General features: G+C 48.6%; 13 protein-coding genes. 7 read left to right on the top strand and 6 right to left on the bottom strand.

Features of this window, described 5'->3' with window-relative positions; genetic code table 11:
- Position 1: 1 nt before the first annotated feature.
- The 4 genes from R4537_RS17030 to R4537_RS17015 all read left to right on the top strand — a co-directional run bounded on the left by R4537_RS17030 (position 2) and on the right by R4537_RS17015 (position 5,323).
- Positions 2-829 (top strand): carbon-nitrogen hydrolase family protein, encoded by an 828-nt coding sequence (locus R4537_RS17030; RefSeq protein WP_071178333.1) that lies wholly within the window; start codon positions 2-4, stop codon positions 827-829.
- The gene (tldD, locus tag R4537_RS17025; RefSeq protein ID WP_071178334.1) at positions 829-2,274 is read left to right on the top strand and encodes a metalloprotease TldD; all 1,446 of its coding nucleotides are present in this window, start codon (positions 829-831) and stop codon (positions 2,272-2,274) included. The genes R4537_RS17030 and tldD overlap by 1 nt, the downstream gene beginning before the upstream one ends.
- Positions 2,275-2,554: 280 nt before the next feature.
- A complete protein-coding gene (hcp, locus tag R4537_RS17020) occupies positions 2,555-4,216 on the top strand; it encodes a hydroxylamine reductase (RefSeq protein ID WP_071178335.1) in 1,662 nt (553 codons plus the stop codon).
- A gap of 51 nt (positions 4,217-4,267) precedes the next feature.
- A complete protein-coding gene (locus R4537_RS17015; RefSeq protein WP_071178336.1) occupies positions 4,268-5,323 on the top strand; it encodes an FAD-binding oxidoreductase in 1,056 nt (351 codons plus the stop codon).
- A 38-nt stretch (positions 5,324-5,361) separates the two neighbouring features.
- On the opposite strand, the gene arcA is transcribed toward R4537_RS17015, so the two are convergent.
- Positions 5,362-6,585, bottom strand: coding sequence for an arginine deiminase (arcA, locus tag R4537_RS17010; protein ID WP_071178337.1), 1,224 nt, complete (start codon positions 6,583-6,585; stop codon positions 5,362-5,364).
- Positions 6,586-7,311: 726 nt separating this feature from the next.
- Here arcA and rraB point away from each other — a divergent pair.
- Together rraB and R4537_RS17000 are read left to right on the top strand one after the other, a co-directional pair.
- Positions 7,312-7,734 (top strand): ribonuclease E inhibitor RraB, encoded by a 423-nt coding sequence (gene rraB / locus R4537_RS17005; protein ID WP_000019330.1) that lies wholly within the window; start codon positions 7,312-7,314, stop codon positions 7,732-7,734.
- 146 nt (positions 7,735-7,880) lie between these two features.
- Positions 7,881-8,678, top strand: a complete 798-nt coding sequence (locus tag R4537_RS17000) for a glycosyl hydrolase 2 galactose-binding domain-containing protein (RefSeq protein WP_029627845.1) — start codon at positions 7,881-7,883, stop codon at positions 8,676-8,678.
- A gap of 66 nt (positions 8,679-8,744) precedes the next feature.
- Here R4537_RS17000 and R4537_RS16995 read toward each other — a convergent pair whose 3' ends face one another.
- The 5 genes from R4537_RS16995 to argR all read right to left on the bottom strand — a co-directional run bounded on the left by R4537_RS16995 (position 8,745) and on the right by argR (position 14,335).
- Positions 8,745-9,128 (bottom strand): DUF2061 domain-containing protein, encoded by a 384-nt coding sequence (locus R4537_RS16995; protein WP_000753232.1) that lies wholly within the window; start codon positions 9,126-9,128, stop codon positions 8,745-8,747.
- A 150-nt stretch (positions 9,129-9,278) separates the two neighbouring features.
- Positions 9,279-9,716, bottom strand: a complete 438-nt coding sequence (locus R4537_RS16990) for a universal stress protein (protein ID WP_071178338.1) — start codon at positions 9,714-9,716, stop codon at positions 9,279-9,281.
- 121 nt (positions 9,717-9,837) lie between these two features.
- Positions 9,838-12,402, bottom strand: a complete 2,565-nt coding sequence (locus R4537_RS16985; RefSeq protein ID WP_071178339.1) for a TRAP transporter permease — start codon at positions 12,400-12,402, stop codon at positions 9,838-9,840.
- A gap of 170 nt (positions 12,403-12,572) precedes the next feature.
- Positions 12,573-13,541 (bottom strand): TAXI family TRAP transporter solute-binding subunit, encoded by a 969-nt coding sequence (locus R4537_RS16980; RefSeq protein ID WP_071178340.1) that lies wholly within the window; start codon positions 13,539-13,541, stop codon positions 12,573-12,575.
- Between the two features lie 323 nt (positions 13,542-13,864).
- On the bottom strand, positions 13,865-14,335 hold the full coding sequence (argR, locus tag R4537_RS16975) for a transcriptional regulator ArgR (protein WP_001246634.1): 471 nt from the start codon (positions 14,333-14,335) through the stop codon (positions 13,865-13,867).
- Positions 14,336-14,662: 327 nt separating this feature from the next.
- Between argR and mdh the strand changes: the two genes are divergently transcribed.
- Positions 14,663-15,598 carry a malate dehydrogenase gene (gene mdh / locus R4537_RS16970; protein WP_000861564.1) on the top strand — a complete coding sequence of 312 codons (936 nt, stop codon included), beginning with the start codon at positions 14,663-14,665 and terminating at the stop codon, positions 15,596-15,598.
- Positions 15,599-16,046: the final 448 nt, after the last annotated feature.

Below are 16,046 nucleotides of genomic sequence, written 5' to 3'. Positions count from 1 at the left end.
AATGCAACGAGTTGGACTGGTGCAAATGACCTCAGGGTCCGAGATGAGCTTCAATCTGGCTTATCTCAAGCAAGAGGTGGCCAAGCTTGCTCAGCAAGGAGCGCAATGGATTGTGACACCAGAAAATGCCCTGCTGTTGGGGAATCGTGAACAATACCATCAACAAGCCGAATCACTGGATCATGGCCCAGTTCAGCACGCCTTAGCGAGTCTCGCCAAAGAATATGGTGTATGGTTATTGATAGGCAGTATGCCGATCCGCCGCGCTGACGGGGTCACCACCAGTAGCCTATTGTGGAATGCACAAGGTGAGCGAGTGGCGGTTTACGATAAACTGCATATGTTCGATGTCGATGTCGCCGATGGCCATCAGCGTTATCGCGAATCAGAAACCTTTACGCCGGGGCAACAGGTGGTCGTCACCTCAACGCCGTTTGGAGCGTTGGGCCTATCGATTTGCTACGATGTGCGCTTTCCGCACTTATACGCAGAATTACGGCGCCAAGGTGCACAGATTTTGCTGGTTCCTGCGGCCTTTACTGCGGTGACGGGCCAAGCCCACTGGGAAGTCTTGTTACGCGCCCGAGCCATTGAAACGCAATGCTGGGTGATTGCCGTGGGTCAAACTGGACATCATCCATGCGGACGAGAGACGTGGGGACATTCCATGGTGATTAGCCCGTGGGGTGAAGTGATCGCCAATTTAGGCGCCGAAGTACAAAGTAAAGTGGTCGAGTTCGATCTTGCAACGCTCGATTCTGTGAGACGCGCAATGCCGATTACACAGCACACGCGTTTTACCCATCAATTAATAGAGAACACACACTGATGACGATGAACCAAATTGAAACGGCACTGCTGGCACCCGCTGGGCTCACTGAACAGGATATTGCCGATACGCTGTCCAGTATTGCGACTCGCCAGATTGATTATGCCGATATTTATTTCCAATCCAGCTGGCATGAATCTCTGGTGCTGGAAGACAGCATCATTAAAGATGGCTCATTCAATATTGATTGTGGAGTCGGTGTGCGCGCCGTCAGTGGTGAAAAAACCGGTTTTGCTTACTCTGATCAAATTCAGTTAGAAGGTTTAAGGCAGAGTGCCATCGCGGCGCGTGGGATTGCTCAACAAGGCCAAAATCTCACCGTGCAAGCGTTTAAGCGCGCGCAACATCCTGCGTTTTATGGCGCGCACAACCCACTGGAAAGTTGGGAAAAACAGCAAAAAACTGAACTGCTGAAACAGCTGGATGCGTACATTCGTACTAAAGAGCCACTCATCACCGAAGTGTCAGTCAGTTTAAGCGGTGTGCATGAGCAGATCCTCGTGGCGGCTACCGATGGCACGTATGCAGGGGATATTCGTCCTCTGGTTCGTCTTTCGATTAGCGTGCTAGCGCAAAAAGGCGATCGCCGTGAACGCGGTAGCGCAGGTGGTGGTGGCCGTTTTGGTTACGACTATTTCTTACAAGAAGAAGCGGGACAAAAAATCGCGTTTTCTTTCGCTGATGAAGCGATTCGCCAAGCGCTGGTCAATCTTGAAGCGGTAGCGGCTCCTGCCGGAACCATGCCTGTGGTTCTCGGATCCGGTTGGCCGGGTGTACTGCTGCATGAAGCGGTGGGTCATGGCCTTGAAGGCGATTTTAACCGTAAAGGCTCATCGGTATTTGCAGGCAAAGTGGGCAAAAAAGTCACTTCCGATCTGTGTACGATTGTCGATGACGGTACTCTCAAAGATCTGCGCGGCTCTCTCAACGTCGATGATGAAGGGGTGAGTGGTCAATACAACGTGCTGATCGAAAAAGGCATTTTGAAAGGCTACATCCAAGACAAACTCAATGCGCGTTTAATGGGTGTGGCACCAACGGGTAACGGTCGCCGCGAGTCTTACGCTCATCTGCCGATGCCGCGTATGACCAATACCTACATGCTGCCGGGTGAGCACACACCAGAAGAAATCATCGCTTCGGTGAAAAAAGGCATTTACGCTCCGAACTTTGGCGGCGGTCAGGTGGATATCACCTCCGGTAAGTTTGTGTTCTCAGCTTCAGAAGCTTACTTAATTGAAAACGGCAAAATCACCCGTCCAATCAAAGGCGCAACTCTGATTGGCTCTGGTATTGAAGCCATGCAGCAGGTCTCTATGGTCGGTAACGATCTGGCGCTGGATCGCGGTGTTGGCGTGTGTGGTAAAGCCGGACAAAGCGTGCCTGTGGGCGTTGGCCAGCCAACTCTGAAGTTGGATGCCCTGACCGTGGGTGGCACTGAGTAATTCAGCCTCAATAAACATTACTGAAAAATGCCGTAGCCGATGTCGCTGCGGCATTTTTTATCTCGATATAAGAGAAGTGTCCTGATGTGTATGATGAAATGTGTCAATATGACTTCATGAAGTAAAATTGTATTTAATCCTTAGTCTAATTGACACAAAAAAGTTGTGCATATTTTGTTAAATGCATTGAAAATCAAATAAATAAAATTTGGCACGTAATATGCGATGTCTTCAGTAAATCTAAGCTATCACAGCTTATCAATGAAACTGGAGAAGCATAATGTTCTGTATTCAATGTGAGCAAACCATTCAAACCCCAATCGCGAAAGGGTGTGCCTATGCCCAAGGGATGTGCGGTAAAACCGCAGAGGTGTCGGACTTACAAGATGTGTTGGTTTACGCGCTGCAAGGTGTCTCTTTTTGGGCCAATCTAGGCCGTGCTTGTGGTGTCGCCGTTCCTGAAATTGACCAATGGGCACCGAAAGCCTTTTTTGCTACGCTCACCAACGTTAACTTTGATCCAGAACGCATTGTTGAACTGGCGCAGCAAGCGGAAAGCTATAAACAGCAGCTAGAACAACAAGTCCGTGCGGCTGCGGTATTAACCGGTTTTGAGCTTCCTGCGTTGTCACCGGCGGCGCAATTTTCGTTACCGACCGATAAAGCCGCCATTCTGGCATTTGCTCCAGCAGCAGCGGTAAACCGCGGCAAAGAGAGTTTGCATGAGGACGTGATTGGTTTGCGTCTGCTCTGTTTGTATGGCTTGAAAGGGGCGGCGGCCTATCTTGAACATGCGCGTGTGTTAGGACAAACGGATGCTGAGCTGTATGCGCAGTACCATCAAATCATGGCATGGTTGGGTACCGATCCTGTGGAACTGAGTGCGCTGTTGGATACGGCGATGCAAATTGGCCTGATGAACTACCGCATCATGGAGATCTTAGATAAAGGCGAAACCGAAACCTTTGGTCATCCAGAGCCGACGACGGTGAACGTCAAACCCGTCAAAGGCAAATGCATTCTGGTGTCTGGCCATGATCTGCATGATTTAGAGAAAATCTTGCAACAGACCCAAGGCATGGGGATCAACGTCTACACCAATGGTGAAATGCTGCCTGCACATGCTTACCCAGAACTGAAAAAATACCCGCACTTGGTAGGTAACTACGGCAGTGCTTGGCAAAACCAGCAGAAAGAATTTGCGAACTTCCCCGGAGCGATCGTGATGACCTCGAACTGCCTGCTTAACCCTAATATTGGGCAATATGCAGATCGCCTGTTTACTCGTAGCATTGTCGGTTGGCCGGGTGTGGCGCATATCGAAGGGGACGATTTCTCAGCCGTGATTGAATGTGCACTGGCACAAGAAGGTTTTAAGCACGATGAGATTGAGCATCTGATCACCGTGGGTTTTGGACGCAATGCCTTAATGGCAGCAGCGCCTGCGGTGGTTGAGCAAGTCAAATTAGGTAACATCAAGCACTTCTTCTTGGTCGGTGGCTGTGACGGTGATAAAGCCGAGCGCAACTACTATCAAGATTTTACTGCGCAAGCGCCGGAGGACAGTGTGATTCTGACCTTGGCTTGCGGTAAGTTCCGCTTCAACAAAAATGAGTTTGGCGCGATCAACGGTATTCCACGATTGCTCGATGTGGGTCAATGCAATGATGCTTATTCAGCGATTCAACTGGCGCTTGCGCTGGCTGAAACCTTCGAGTGTGGAGTGAACGATCTGCCGCTGACTCTGGTGCTCTCGTGGTTCGAGCAAAAAGCGATCGTGATCCTGCTGACCTTACTCGCTTTAGGTGTAAAAGGTATTTACACGGGGCCTACCGCACCAGCGTTTCTCACGCCAAATCTGATGGCGATCCTGCAACAGCAGTTTGATCTACGCAGTATTACCACAGCGGAAGATGATCTGTGCACCATTCTGGCTGCTTAATTGACCACCCAGCCCCACAGTGTGGGGCTGATGCCGATGAGGAGAAATAACATGTCTGCATGGGCAGAACAAGACAATGAAACCTTGGTGTGTGTGCGCAAATGGCAAGAAACCCCAGATTGTGTGAGCTTTGAGTTGACAGATCCGCATCGTGAGCGCCACTTCAACTTTAAGCCGGGGCAGTTCGCGAACTTAGGCTTTTCCATTAATGGTCAGACGGTGTATCGCTCTTACTCCATCAGCTCGCAGGCTCAGCAGCCGTATTTACGTTTTACGGTAAAGCGAGTCGCGCAGGGGTTGGTGTCTCAACATGTGGTGGATGAGTTGAAGTTGGGGGATAGCGTGACGGCCATGAAACCCCAAGGCCGCTTCAATAGCACCGATTGTGCTCCCAAATCCCGTGTATTACTGATCAGCGCGGGGTGTGGCATCACGCCAGTCATGGCGATGGCCAAAGCTTGGTTAGCCGAATCAAGCGACAAACAGAACGATGTAAGAGAGATCGATTTTCTGCACATCGCACGCAATCCAGAACAAACCATCTATTGGCAAGAGTTACAGCAGTTAGCGGCGCAGCATTCGAATTTCCACTTGAAGCTGTTACTTAAAGACGCGGGTGAGAGTGGCTTTGCCCAAGGTCGTTTAACTCAGGAAACTCTGATTGAACAGGTTCCGGATGTGTTGGAAAGAAGCGTGTATCTGTGTGGTCCAGAAGGTTTTATGCAGGATGTGAGTGGTTATTTACAAGCGCTTGGCTTTGATATGGCGCATTTTCATCAAGAGAGTTTTTCGCCTGAAATGACGTTAATCAATGAGGAGGATTCCGCTCCCACTGTTCGCCAGCAGGTGAAAATTCGCGTGCCTGCCTTTGGAGTAGAGGTGGATGCGCCGAGTGAAAAAGTGCTGTTAGAAGCGTTAGAAACCGGAAAACTGCCGATCATTGCGGCTTGTCGCAGTGGTATTTGTGGTTCGTGTAAATGCCGCGTGCTAGATGGTCGTGTCCGTCGTTTAAGCCAAGAAACGCTGAGCGAAGAGGAGATTGAGCAAGGCTATGTGTTGGCTTGTTCGACGTTGGCGGAATCGGATGTGGAACTGGCACTCAACTGAAGCGTTGAGGCGTGCTTGGCACGCCTCACTGACGACGTTTAAATCCCGTCACGTTCAATCGGGCAGCTCATACAGCGTGCGCCGCCTCGGCCTCGGCCTAGCTCATTGCCGGGTATCGTCAGCACCTTTATGCCGGCCTTATCATATTTTTCATTGGTATAAACATTGCGTTCGTAACCAATCACTACCCCAGGTTTGACAGTGAGGACGTTATTGGCGTCATTCCATTGCTCGCGTTCGGCTTGGTAACTGTTGCCACCTGTGGTGATGATTTTCAAATAATCGACCTCAAGTGCTTGCTCAATGGCGTGTAAATAGCTAGGGACTTGCTCAACGCGCATATCGCCGTTATTGCCCTTGGGGGTGAGTCGCCAAGTCGGCAGATCTTTACGCATGACCTCTGGATAAACGGAAAAAGTATCCACATCTATATGAGTCATCACCGTATCTAAATGCATGCACGAGCGATGTTTGGGCAGGTTGATCGCAATTACTTCGCTGGCTTGACCATGTTTAAAGAGCGCGGCCGCTAAATTTTCCACCCCTTGTGGTGAAGTGCGTTCTGACATACCAATCAACACCGCGCCTTTGCCGATCACCAGCACATCACCACCCTCGATATTGGCGTTGTCGTAGTGCAGATCATCAATACCGAAATAGTGGATAAAAGGATGCTGGGCAAAAATCGGGTGCCAGCGATAAATCGCGCGTAAATGGTTGGTTTCACGCTGGCGAGCAGGTTTCATCATTGGATTAAGTGACACCCCTCCATACACCCAGCATGAGGTATCACGAGTAAACAGGTGATTGGGCAGCGGCTCAATCACAAAATCGAGCGGCTGACTCATTTTCGGCAGCATCGAATCGGATTCGAGGTGCAATTCAGAAAAAGCCAGCCCACCCAGTAAAAGCGTGGTGAGATGATGATCATCAAGATGGTTAAGAGAGTGGCGCAGCTCGCGAGCAAAGGTTGGACCAAAGCGAAAATCGCTAATCTGAGTGTTCAGTAGCCACTGTCTGGCTTCAGGAATGGCGAGTGTCTCTTCGAGTAAATCGTGCAGCAGTAACACTTCCACATCTTGCGTGCGCAACGTATTGGCAAAGGCATCGTGCTCAACGCCCGCTGCTTCCACGGCCAGTACATCATCAAACAAGAGTTCATGGCAGTTAGAGGGGGTTAAATGGGTGAGTGCCCGCTCCGGACGATTTAACAATACACGGCGCAGTTGCCCCACTTCAGAGCCCACATACAAACGATTCATCGGGTTTCCTTCCTTTCTTCTTTGCCACCCGCAGCGATGTGTAGGTAGCGATGGCTTATCCCTTTCCTATTTGCAGCGGTGTTGGCTACGTTCGTTCACCCCTGTCACAGTGTTTATCTATGCTCATGGGGATGAACTCTCTTGCCGCCTACCTGCCACTCCAAGTCGTTTGGGTATAACAAGCATCCTGCTTGCCAATTCTTCGGTTCGATATAGTTATGAAGAGATTTTTATGAAGTTGCAAGTTGGCTTTGTGTTATTAAATTTTGCTTTGTTTTCATTTTTTAGCTTATTTTTCTTTCATGAGTGTGATTTTTAGCGCTGTATTCTTTTTGCACCTAAGAAGTCTGTCGTTGCTCAATTTGCTTAGCTATGCGCAGCATAAGCCGATGTGTTTATGCATTTTTCGTTCTTTAATTAACTATTTATTCACAATGGGTGAGTGCTTGAAGGGAAGGGTGGCATTTTTTCCCTTTTTAGTCGGTTTTTAGCTATGCATTATCTCTCCATAAACAGGCAATCAGCCGCTCGATTTAAATGGATAGAGAGAGCACAGATTATGCTGAATTTGGCATTTGATAAAAAAATGTTAAAAACCATGTAAGGAAAGGATCGTGAGTTCAGTGAAAGATCTTCCCGGCTCGTTTTGTGGCTAGAAATTCCCTTCAATCCATGCGATAGTGCGCCGCACAAATTTCTGATCCCATTGACTATCTGGAGCACATCATGTCTCACCAAGATGATTATCTATCTGTTGAAGAATTAATCGAGATCCAAAAGGAAGAGACTCGCGACATTATTCAGGCCCTGCTCGAAGATGGCAGTGATCCAGATGCCTTGTATGAGATTGAGCACCATCTGTTTGCCGAAGATTTCGATAAGCTGGAAAAAGCGGCCGTTGAAGCGTTCAAAATGGGTTTTGAAGTGCTGGAAGCGGAAGAAACGGAAGACGAAGATGGCAATAAGCTGCTCTGCTTTGATGCCAGCATGCAGTCTGCATTGGATGCCAAACTGATTGATGAACAAGTGGAAAAACTGGTCAATCTGGCTGAAAAATTTGACATCATTTATGACGGTTGGGGTACCTACTACGAAGGCGAAGACGCCTTGTACTCTGACGAAGATGAGGATGAAGACGACGAGCATTAATTCTCGAGTCTAAGATACCAGCCACAGGGCTGGTATTTTTTTGCCTGTACCAATCGATTGTAAGCCACAATCACTGTGTTACATGGACGCTGCAATAGATTTCACTTCGGGTATAATGCGCGCAAACCAACAGGAATTGGAACCTTATGCAGCTCTCACTCGCCGGCCTTTGGCAACTCTCTCCACTGACGGATCTCTCCATCCCTCAAGATGACATCACCTTTCCTGCGCCATTAAGTGCCGTTTTGCCCAAAACATTGAGCGAAGACGACATTGCGCAGCAAGAGTGGCATTTAATGCACGATATAGAGGTGGATGACGATTTGTTGAGTTTTGCCGCCATTGATTTGGTTATTGAAGGCATTGATTACCACGCCGAAGTGCGCCTCAACGGTGCGGCGCTGTTTGACTGTGATGGCTCACAAGCGATTTACCGCAAAGACATTCGTCCATTATTGAAGCCGGGGCGCAACCGATTTGAAATTCTATTTTTAGAAGCGGATGAGGATGGGTTGTTGGATGAAGAGGAGAGCGAGTTGTGTTTCTTGGGCGAGCAGGATGTGCCAAGTTATGATCAGCGTATGGGGATCTGGAAAGCGCCTTATCTACAATGCATCCGTCATTTGCGTCTGACTCATGTTTCAACTGAGCAAATCTGGCACCACAGCGGCTGTGAGTTGCTGGTAAACCTGTTTTTCACTACCTATTCGCCGGGCTTGGTTTCCGCTGCGGTAAAATTTGACGGGCGAACCTATCAAGTACCGATTGATGTGCGTAGCGATCATGCGAGCGTACTCTTTCAGGTTGATGCCCCCAAGATCTACGATGTGCGCCACCCGCGAGCAGAAGATCTGTATCTGATCACCGTTCAGTTGGATGGGCAAGTTAAGCGTTTCCGACTGGGTTTGAGTGAAGCGCATTGTGTTAGCCATTTCCCGCTGTAACATTTTTTGCATCAACAATACAAAACGCCTTCATTAAGAAGGCGTTTGAAGAAGCTTTTGCATCACTTAGTGAGCGCAACCAAGATGGCCTGCGTGTTTGCTTTGCCAAACTTTCTCATGGAAGTAGTAGGCGCAAGTGTTGATGCTGGGTTCAATCATCGCCATCACCCCACCGACCAACCAACTGCCCGTCAACAGGTAAACCACGCTAAACGCTACGGTAAAGTGAATCGTCGCGAAGCTGGCCGTTTTGATTCTTGGGTCACCCGCAAAGCGTTGTAAAGCGGCTGATTTCACCCATGCTTTTTCATGGAAGTAAAACGCAACGGTATTCACCATTGGTTCGAGCATCGCAATCAGGCTGCCGATGATGACATCGCCTGTCAGTACATACGCTACCGTAAACGCGATGGTAAAGTGTATTGCTGCAAAACTTAATGTCTTTTTCATGATTCAGTCCACCTGATCTTGTTCGATGAGTTGATTATCGATAATCGTTCTCAGTTATTCAAACAGGCAAAACCAATTATTGCGATAGGAATCGGTGAACAAAAAAGGCGCAATATGCGCCTTGAGTAAAAGATTGAAGATGAGTGCCGATTAGCCTTGTGGTTTGACAACCATGACGTTAATTGGTGAATTTTCTACCACTTTACTGGCCACGGAGCCGAGCATCACTTTATCAATGCGTGAGCGTTTGTGGCTTGGCATAACAATTAAGTCAGCCCCTAAGCGCTCGGCATAATCAAGGATGGTGGCGTAGGGTTTGCCTTCGGCGATGTGGAGTTTGTACACCACCTCTTCCGCGATGTACTTCTCTGCAAAGGTTTTGAGTTGTGCTCGCACATCATTTTTCATCTGCGCGGCAGCGTCTTTGGGAAAATAAGTCGCCACCATGGACATGTGAATACCAGGCAACACGTTCAGCAAGTGAATTTCGGCATTGGAATGCTTAGCGTGCCAGACAGCAAGTTGCACCGCTTTGTCGGCAAAGCCTTGTTCATTCAAATCAACCGGAACAAGAATATGTTTATACATGACGCTCTCTATGGTTTATTCGTCATCCCACAACATGCGTCTTAGGGATGCGTTGGCGATGATTGATTGACGGGATAAGTATATGCCTGATTTGACTCAGGCATATTGATATAGCACCTTGTTACGCCTTTTTTATCCGTCTTTTTTGGTTCCAAGCCAGCAGTAAGGTCAGCAAAATCGCAGGCAAGAATACCCACTCTTTCATTGGTCGATCGCTATCGACCACCACCGAGCGAATTTCCCAATCGAAATCGATACCCGCCGCTTCGGCTGGGCTGCCAAACTCAACCATTTCTACCAGCATGCGGTTTTTATCATTGAGCAGAGTTAAGCCCATCGAGGCGATGCGTTGCTCTGCGCCGATTGCACGATCGGCAAAGGGGAGTTGTACTGTTTTAGAGCGGTATTCTCCCTTGAGGTTTTCTCCTGCGACGACTAATTGTATCGGCTGACCGATGGGTGCTTGCTCGACAATTTGCTCCAATTCAGTTCCAGGATATAGCGTTTGTGCGGGATAAATCATGTCCCACCAAAAACCAGGACGGAAGAAAGTAAAGGTCAGTACCAGCAACATGACCACTTCCCACCATTTGGTTTTGGTTAGCCACCAGCCTTGCGTTGCCGCCGAGAACAGCAGCATTGCCGTGATGGACGAGAGAATGGTCAGCAATAAATGCCACCATGTGTCTATCCCCATTAGCAGTAGTTGAGTATTAAACACAAACATAAATGGCAAAATCGCTGTGCGGATATCGTAGGCAAAGCCTTGGATACCGGTGCGGATCGGATCGGATTTGGCGATCGCCGCCGCGGCAAATGCGGCAAGTCCGACCGGAGGCGTATCATCGGCCAAAATACCGAAATAGAATACGAACAGATGCACCGCAATCAGAGGGATGATTAAGCCATGTTCAGCGCCTAGAGTCACGATGACTGGAGCCATCAAGGTAGAAACTACAATGTAGTTGGCGGTAGTCGGTAAGCCCATGCCTAGAATTAAGCTGATCACGGCAGTGAAAATCAGCATCAGCATCAAGTTACCACCAGAGATAAACTCGACAAAGTCGGTCATCACTAAACCAATCCCAGTCAGGGTAACTACCCCCACGACTGTGCCAGCGGCAGCGGTTGCGACCCCAATTCCGATCATATTGCGGGCACCTGAGACTAAGCTTTCAAAAAGATCAGTCACGCCCTCTTTCGCCGCATTACCCAGTGAACCGGTGCGATTAAAAAGAGCCATCAGTGGACGTTGCGTGAGTAGGATGAAAATCATAAACACGCTGGCCCAGAAGGCTGATAAGCCAGGCGAAAAGCGCTCAACCGTCAAACACCACACCAATACTACAATCGGCAGCAAGTAGTGCAAACCGGATTTTAGCGTCGGGGCGACATCGGGGACGTACTGCAAATGCTCATCAATCCCTAACCCCTCTTTGGCGTAGGGGGCGGAGATTTTCACTAAGCCGACATAAGCAGCCAATAACACCACAGTGAGGATGGGCGTTGCTGCGTCGCCAAAGGCTTCTTTAGTCCAGCCGATACCGTAATAAACCACGGCACTTATCACGCATAAGCCAAGAATCGTGGCGGTAAATGAGAGCAGCTTTTGAGCCACCGTCGATTGATGACGACGAGGCAAACCACTCATGCCCGCCTTACACGCTTCAAGGTGAACGATATAAATCAGCGCGATATAAGAAATCAGTGCGGGTAGGATCGCCGCTTTGATCACTTCAACATAGGAAATCCCGACATATTCCACCATTAAGAAAGCCGCTGCGCCCATAATCGGTGGCGTTAGTTGGCCGTTGGTGGAGGCGGCCACTTCCACCGCGCCCGCTTTGGTGCCGGGAAAACCCACACGCTTCATTAAAGGAATGGTGAAGGTTCCCGTGGTGACCACGTTGGCGATTGAAGAGCCAGAAACCAATCCGGAAAGGCCTGACGCTACCACGGCCGCTTTGGCTGGGCCGCCACGCATGTGCCCGAGCATAGAGAAAGCCACTTTGATGAAGTAAGCGCCCGCACCAGCCCGCTCCAACATGGCACCAAAAAGCACAAATAGGAACACGAATGAGGTAGATACCCCAAGTGCGACACCAAATACTCCTTCCGTGGTGAGCCACAAGTGTGACATCGCCTTATTTAGACTCGCCCCTTTATGGGCAATCACATCGGGCATGTAAGGGCCAGCGAAGGTGTAAAGTAAAAAGAGCGCGGCCACCATCATCAGTGGTGGGCCTAATGCCCGGCGTGTCGCTTCGAGGAGTAATACCATGCCGACCACAGAGGCGATCACATCAAACTGAGTGGGTGCGCCTGAGCGTCCTGCGAGCTCGGCGTAAAACAGGTAGATATAAGCAGCGGAAAAGCTTCCCGCGAGTGCTAAAAGCCAGTCGGTTAAAGGAATGCGATCGCGCGGCGAACCTTTCATTGCCGGATAGGCCGTGAAGGCGAGAAAAACGGCAAACGTTAAGTGAATGGAGCGAGCTTGCGTATCATTGAGTACGCCAAAGTCGAAGATAAAGGGGAGTGGTGAAGCGTACCAAAGTTGGAAAAGTGACCAACAGAGCGGAACAAACCAAAGCACACGCCCCGGAAGCCCTTTGGGGGCTCGAGCGCCAGTGTCTGCTTGCGCCACCATCTCTTGCACATCTTGCGACGGTGTTGTTGTCTGCGTCATGTACCTTATCCTTATTATTGATGTTCCATAGACTTGTCATCGGTACTGAGAGTGTTGTACCTGAAAGTAGTATCACCAAACGTGAACGTGATACTAAGGAGGAGGCATTTGCCTCCTCTTTTTTTATTTTTACGGGTGAGGATTTCCTCTCCCTTCTCAGTTGAAACGCGTTACTTAATCAAACCCGCTTCTTTGTAGTATTTCACTGCACCTGGGTGGAGTGGGATAGAGTTCCCTGCGGTCACCATGTCTTCTTTTTTCAAGTTAGCAAACGCTGGGTGGAGGCGAGTAAAGGTATCGAAGTTTTCAAATACCGCTTTGGTCAGGTTGTAGACGACCGCTTCAGACACATCTTCCGTGGTGACTAACGTTGCTGCCACACCAAAGCTTTTCACTTCTTGAGCTGTGCCGCTGTACATGCCAGCCGGTACAACGCTGTATGCATAGTAAGGGTTGTTGGCGACGATCTTTTCGATCTCAGGGCCCGTAGCGGGAACCAGTTTGGCAGCACAAGAGGTGGTCGCTTCTTTGATGGCACCATTTGGATGGCCAACCATGTAGATGAAGGCATCAATCTTGTTGTCACACAGCGCTTGTGAGCGCTCTGAACCTTTGAGCTCTGCCGCCAGTTTAAAGCTGGCGTTATTCCAACCGAAGGCATCCATCACCACTTGCATAGTGGCGCGATCGCCTGAGCCTGGGTTACCAATGTTCACGCGCTTGCCCGCGAGGTCTTTCACGTTTTCAATGCCTGAATCAGCACGCGCGATGATATTGAAAGGCTCAGTGTGCATTGAGAATACGGCGCGCAGTTTCTTGTATGGGCCTTGTTCTGCAAATTCGCTCGTGCCGTTGTAACCATGGTACTGCCAATCTGATTGCACAATACCGAAATCTAATTCACCAGAACGGATAGTGTTGACGTTGTAAATAGAGCCACCAGTCGATTCAACGGAACAACGAATGTTGTGATCTTTACGATCCTTGTTGACTAATTTACAGATAGCGCCGCCTGTCGGGTAATAAACACCAGTAACCGAACCGGTACCGATAGTAATGAAATCCTGTGCGCTGGCGACACCAGAGCCGATAATTGCGGCTGCGATAGCACCCATTTTGATTATTTTAGGTAATGACATGAATTTCCCTTCCTTCATTGGTAATGTAACCCAAAGCGTCAGCGCGGCTTCGAGCTTTCCTGCCTGAGAAACGTTGCTTTATTCGCGGCAAAGAACGATAAAGCAGCGGAATCATACCAAAAAAACAACAGATAATTACACAACTGTTAAAATTTATAGTGTGATTGACTCATTTATTAAACAGCAAAACGTTGAGTATTCCGTAAATATACTCTTTTAATTTCAAAGGATTAATGTGTTTAAGTGGTGAGGGATGATGTTTCTAAGATGTGAGTCTAGTCACGCACTATGGCGTGACTAAACATCATTAAATGAGAAAGTGGTTAACCGGCGTATTCAAACAATTCGCACACAGAGTGGAACAGATCTTTCACCGGAACATCTAAGGTCGGAGTGATAAAAATCGTGTCATCGCCAGCGACTACCCCGAGAATGCCTTCGGATTTACCGAGAGAGTCGAGCAAACGAGCGATCAATTGTGCCGCTCCCGGGCCCGTGCGGATCACCACTAACGCGTTGTTGTAATCCACATCCAACACTAATTCTCGCAGTGAGCTACTCGCTGTCGGTACGCCTAATTCTGCAGGCAAGCAGTAAACCATCTCCATCTTAGCGTTACGGGTACGCACCGCGCCAAACTTGGTCAGCATGCGCGATACTTTGGATTGGTTGATGTTGTCAAAGCCTTCATTTTTTAGCGCTTCAACAATATCGCCTTGTGAGCCAAAGCGTTCTTCTTTTAGTAAGGCTTTGAAGGCTCGGACTAGGTTGTCTTGTTTATCTACGTTACGCATGGTTCTTCTTACTTTGGTTAAATGATCGATTTGTGCATATTCTCGCATACCTATGCATGACACACCAAACGACTCGCTAAAATTGTCTTAACTGTCACTGTAAATGTTTTTAATATCCGCTTAGATAGTCCTATAACTCTTTGTCTAAATTGAACATTAACCGATAATCGTCTTTGATGCTGTAACGCCTTCTCCGCAGTATTGCGCAAAGTCGCAAAGCTGACGTTAATTGATTGTAATCAGATTGTGATTACTATAGCGTTTGACGGTCGGATACACCTAATCACCCTACAAACATATAAGAGATTACTCTCAAGGAGATTTACGATGAAAGTCGCTGTTATTGGTGCCGCTGGCGGCATTGGTCAAGCCCTTGCTCTGTTACTCAAAAACCGTCTTCCTGCTGGTTCTGATCTCGCGCTGTATGATATTGCGCCTGTCACACCGGGTGTCGCGGCGGATCTGAGTCATATCCCAACACCAGTTACCATCAAAGGCTATGCGGGTGAAGACCCTACGCCTGCGCTGGAAGGTGCGGATGTGGTTCTGGTTTCTGCGGGGGTTGCTCGTAAGCCAGGTATGGATCGTGCGGATCTGTTCAATGTGAACGCTGGTATTGTCAAAGCCTTGGCAGAAAAAATTGCCGTGGTGTGTCCGAAAGCCTGTGTTGGCATTATTACGAACCCAGTGAACACAACGGTCCCTATCGCAGCCGAAGTGCTGAAAAAAGCCGGTGTGTATGATAAGCGTAAGCTATTTGGTGTCACCACACTGGATGTGATCCGCTCTGAAACCTTCGTTGCGGCGCTGAAAGATAAAGATCCAGGTCAAGTTCGTGTGCCTGTAATTGGCGGTCACTCAGGGGTTACCATCCTGCCTCTGCTGTCGCAAGTAGAAGGCGTAAGCTTTACCGATGAAGAAGTCGCCGCTTTGACTAAACGTATCCAAAACGCGGGTACCGAGGTGGTTGAAGCTAAGGCGGGTGGCGGTTCAGCGACTCTTTCTATGGGCCAAGCGGCATGTCGTTTTGGTCTTGCACTGGTTAAAGCACTGCAAGGCGAATCTGATGTCGTTGAGTATGCGTATGTAGAAGGTGAGGGTGAGTACGCTCCATTCTTTGCCCAACCTATCAAGCTAGGTAAAAATGGCGTTGAAGAATTGCTGGATATTGGCAAACTGAGCGCTTATGAGCAAGCCGCGCTGGATGGCATGTTAGACACGCTCAAAGGCGACATTCAAATCGGTGTTGAGTTTGTAAAATAATCGACAATCGATTTAAGCATTGGAAAATACCGCTCTTGAAGAGCGGTATTTTTTTATCTCAATGATATCCCCTTCCTACTTGAAGCTGCAGCGGTGTTGGCTACACTCGTTCACCACAATCACATAGTTTGCCTATGTCTATGCCTATGCTTATGGGGATTCACTTACTTGCCGCCTACCTGCAACTTCAAGTAGTTTGAGATTTGGGAGGTCTTAAAATTAATTATTTGATTTTCCAGTTTTAAATTCCATGCATTGGTTTTCCACTAGTGAATTCTTATGTTACTTATCTAATTATCATTTCATCCCACTGCTTTTCGTGTAATATGCGCTGTTTTTTGTATTCTTCGACTCATGTCTTGTGAGTGGAATGGTTGCCCTTCGGCTGTTGCAGGCGGATTTTCTGTTGTTTGTGACCGATTTTTGGAAGGGGAAGATGGCTTTTTAC

It is taken from the genome of Vibrio paracholerae, assembly GCF_037672085.1.
Classification (GTDB): domain Bacteria; phylum Pseudomonadota; class Gammaproteobacteria; order Enterobacterales; family Vibrionaceae; genus Vibrio; species Vibrio cholerae.
The sequence above is the reverse complement of the archived record's forward strand: the minus strand, read 5'-3'. Positions and strand labels throughout refer to the sequence as shown.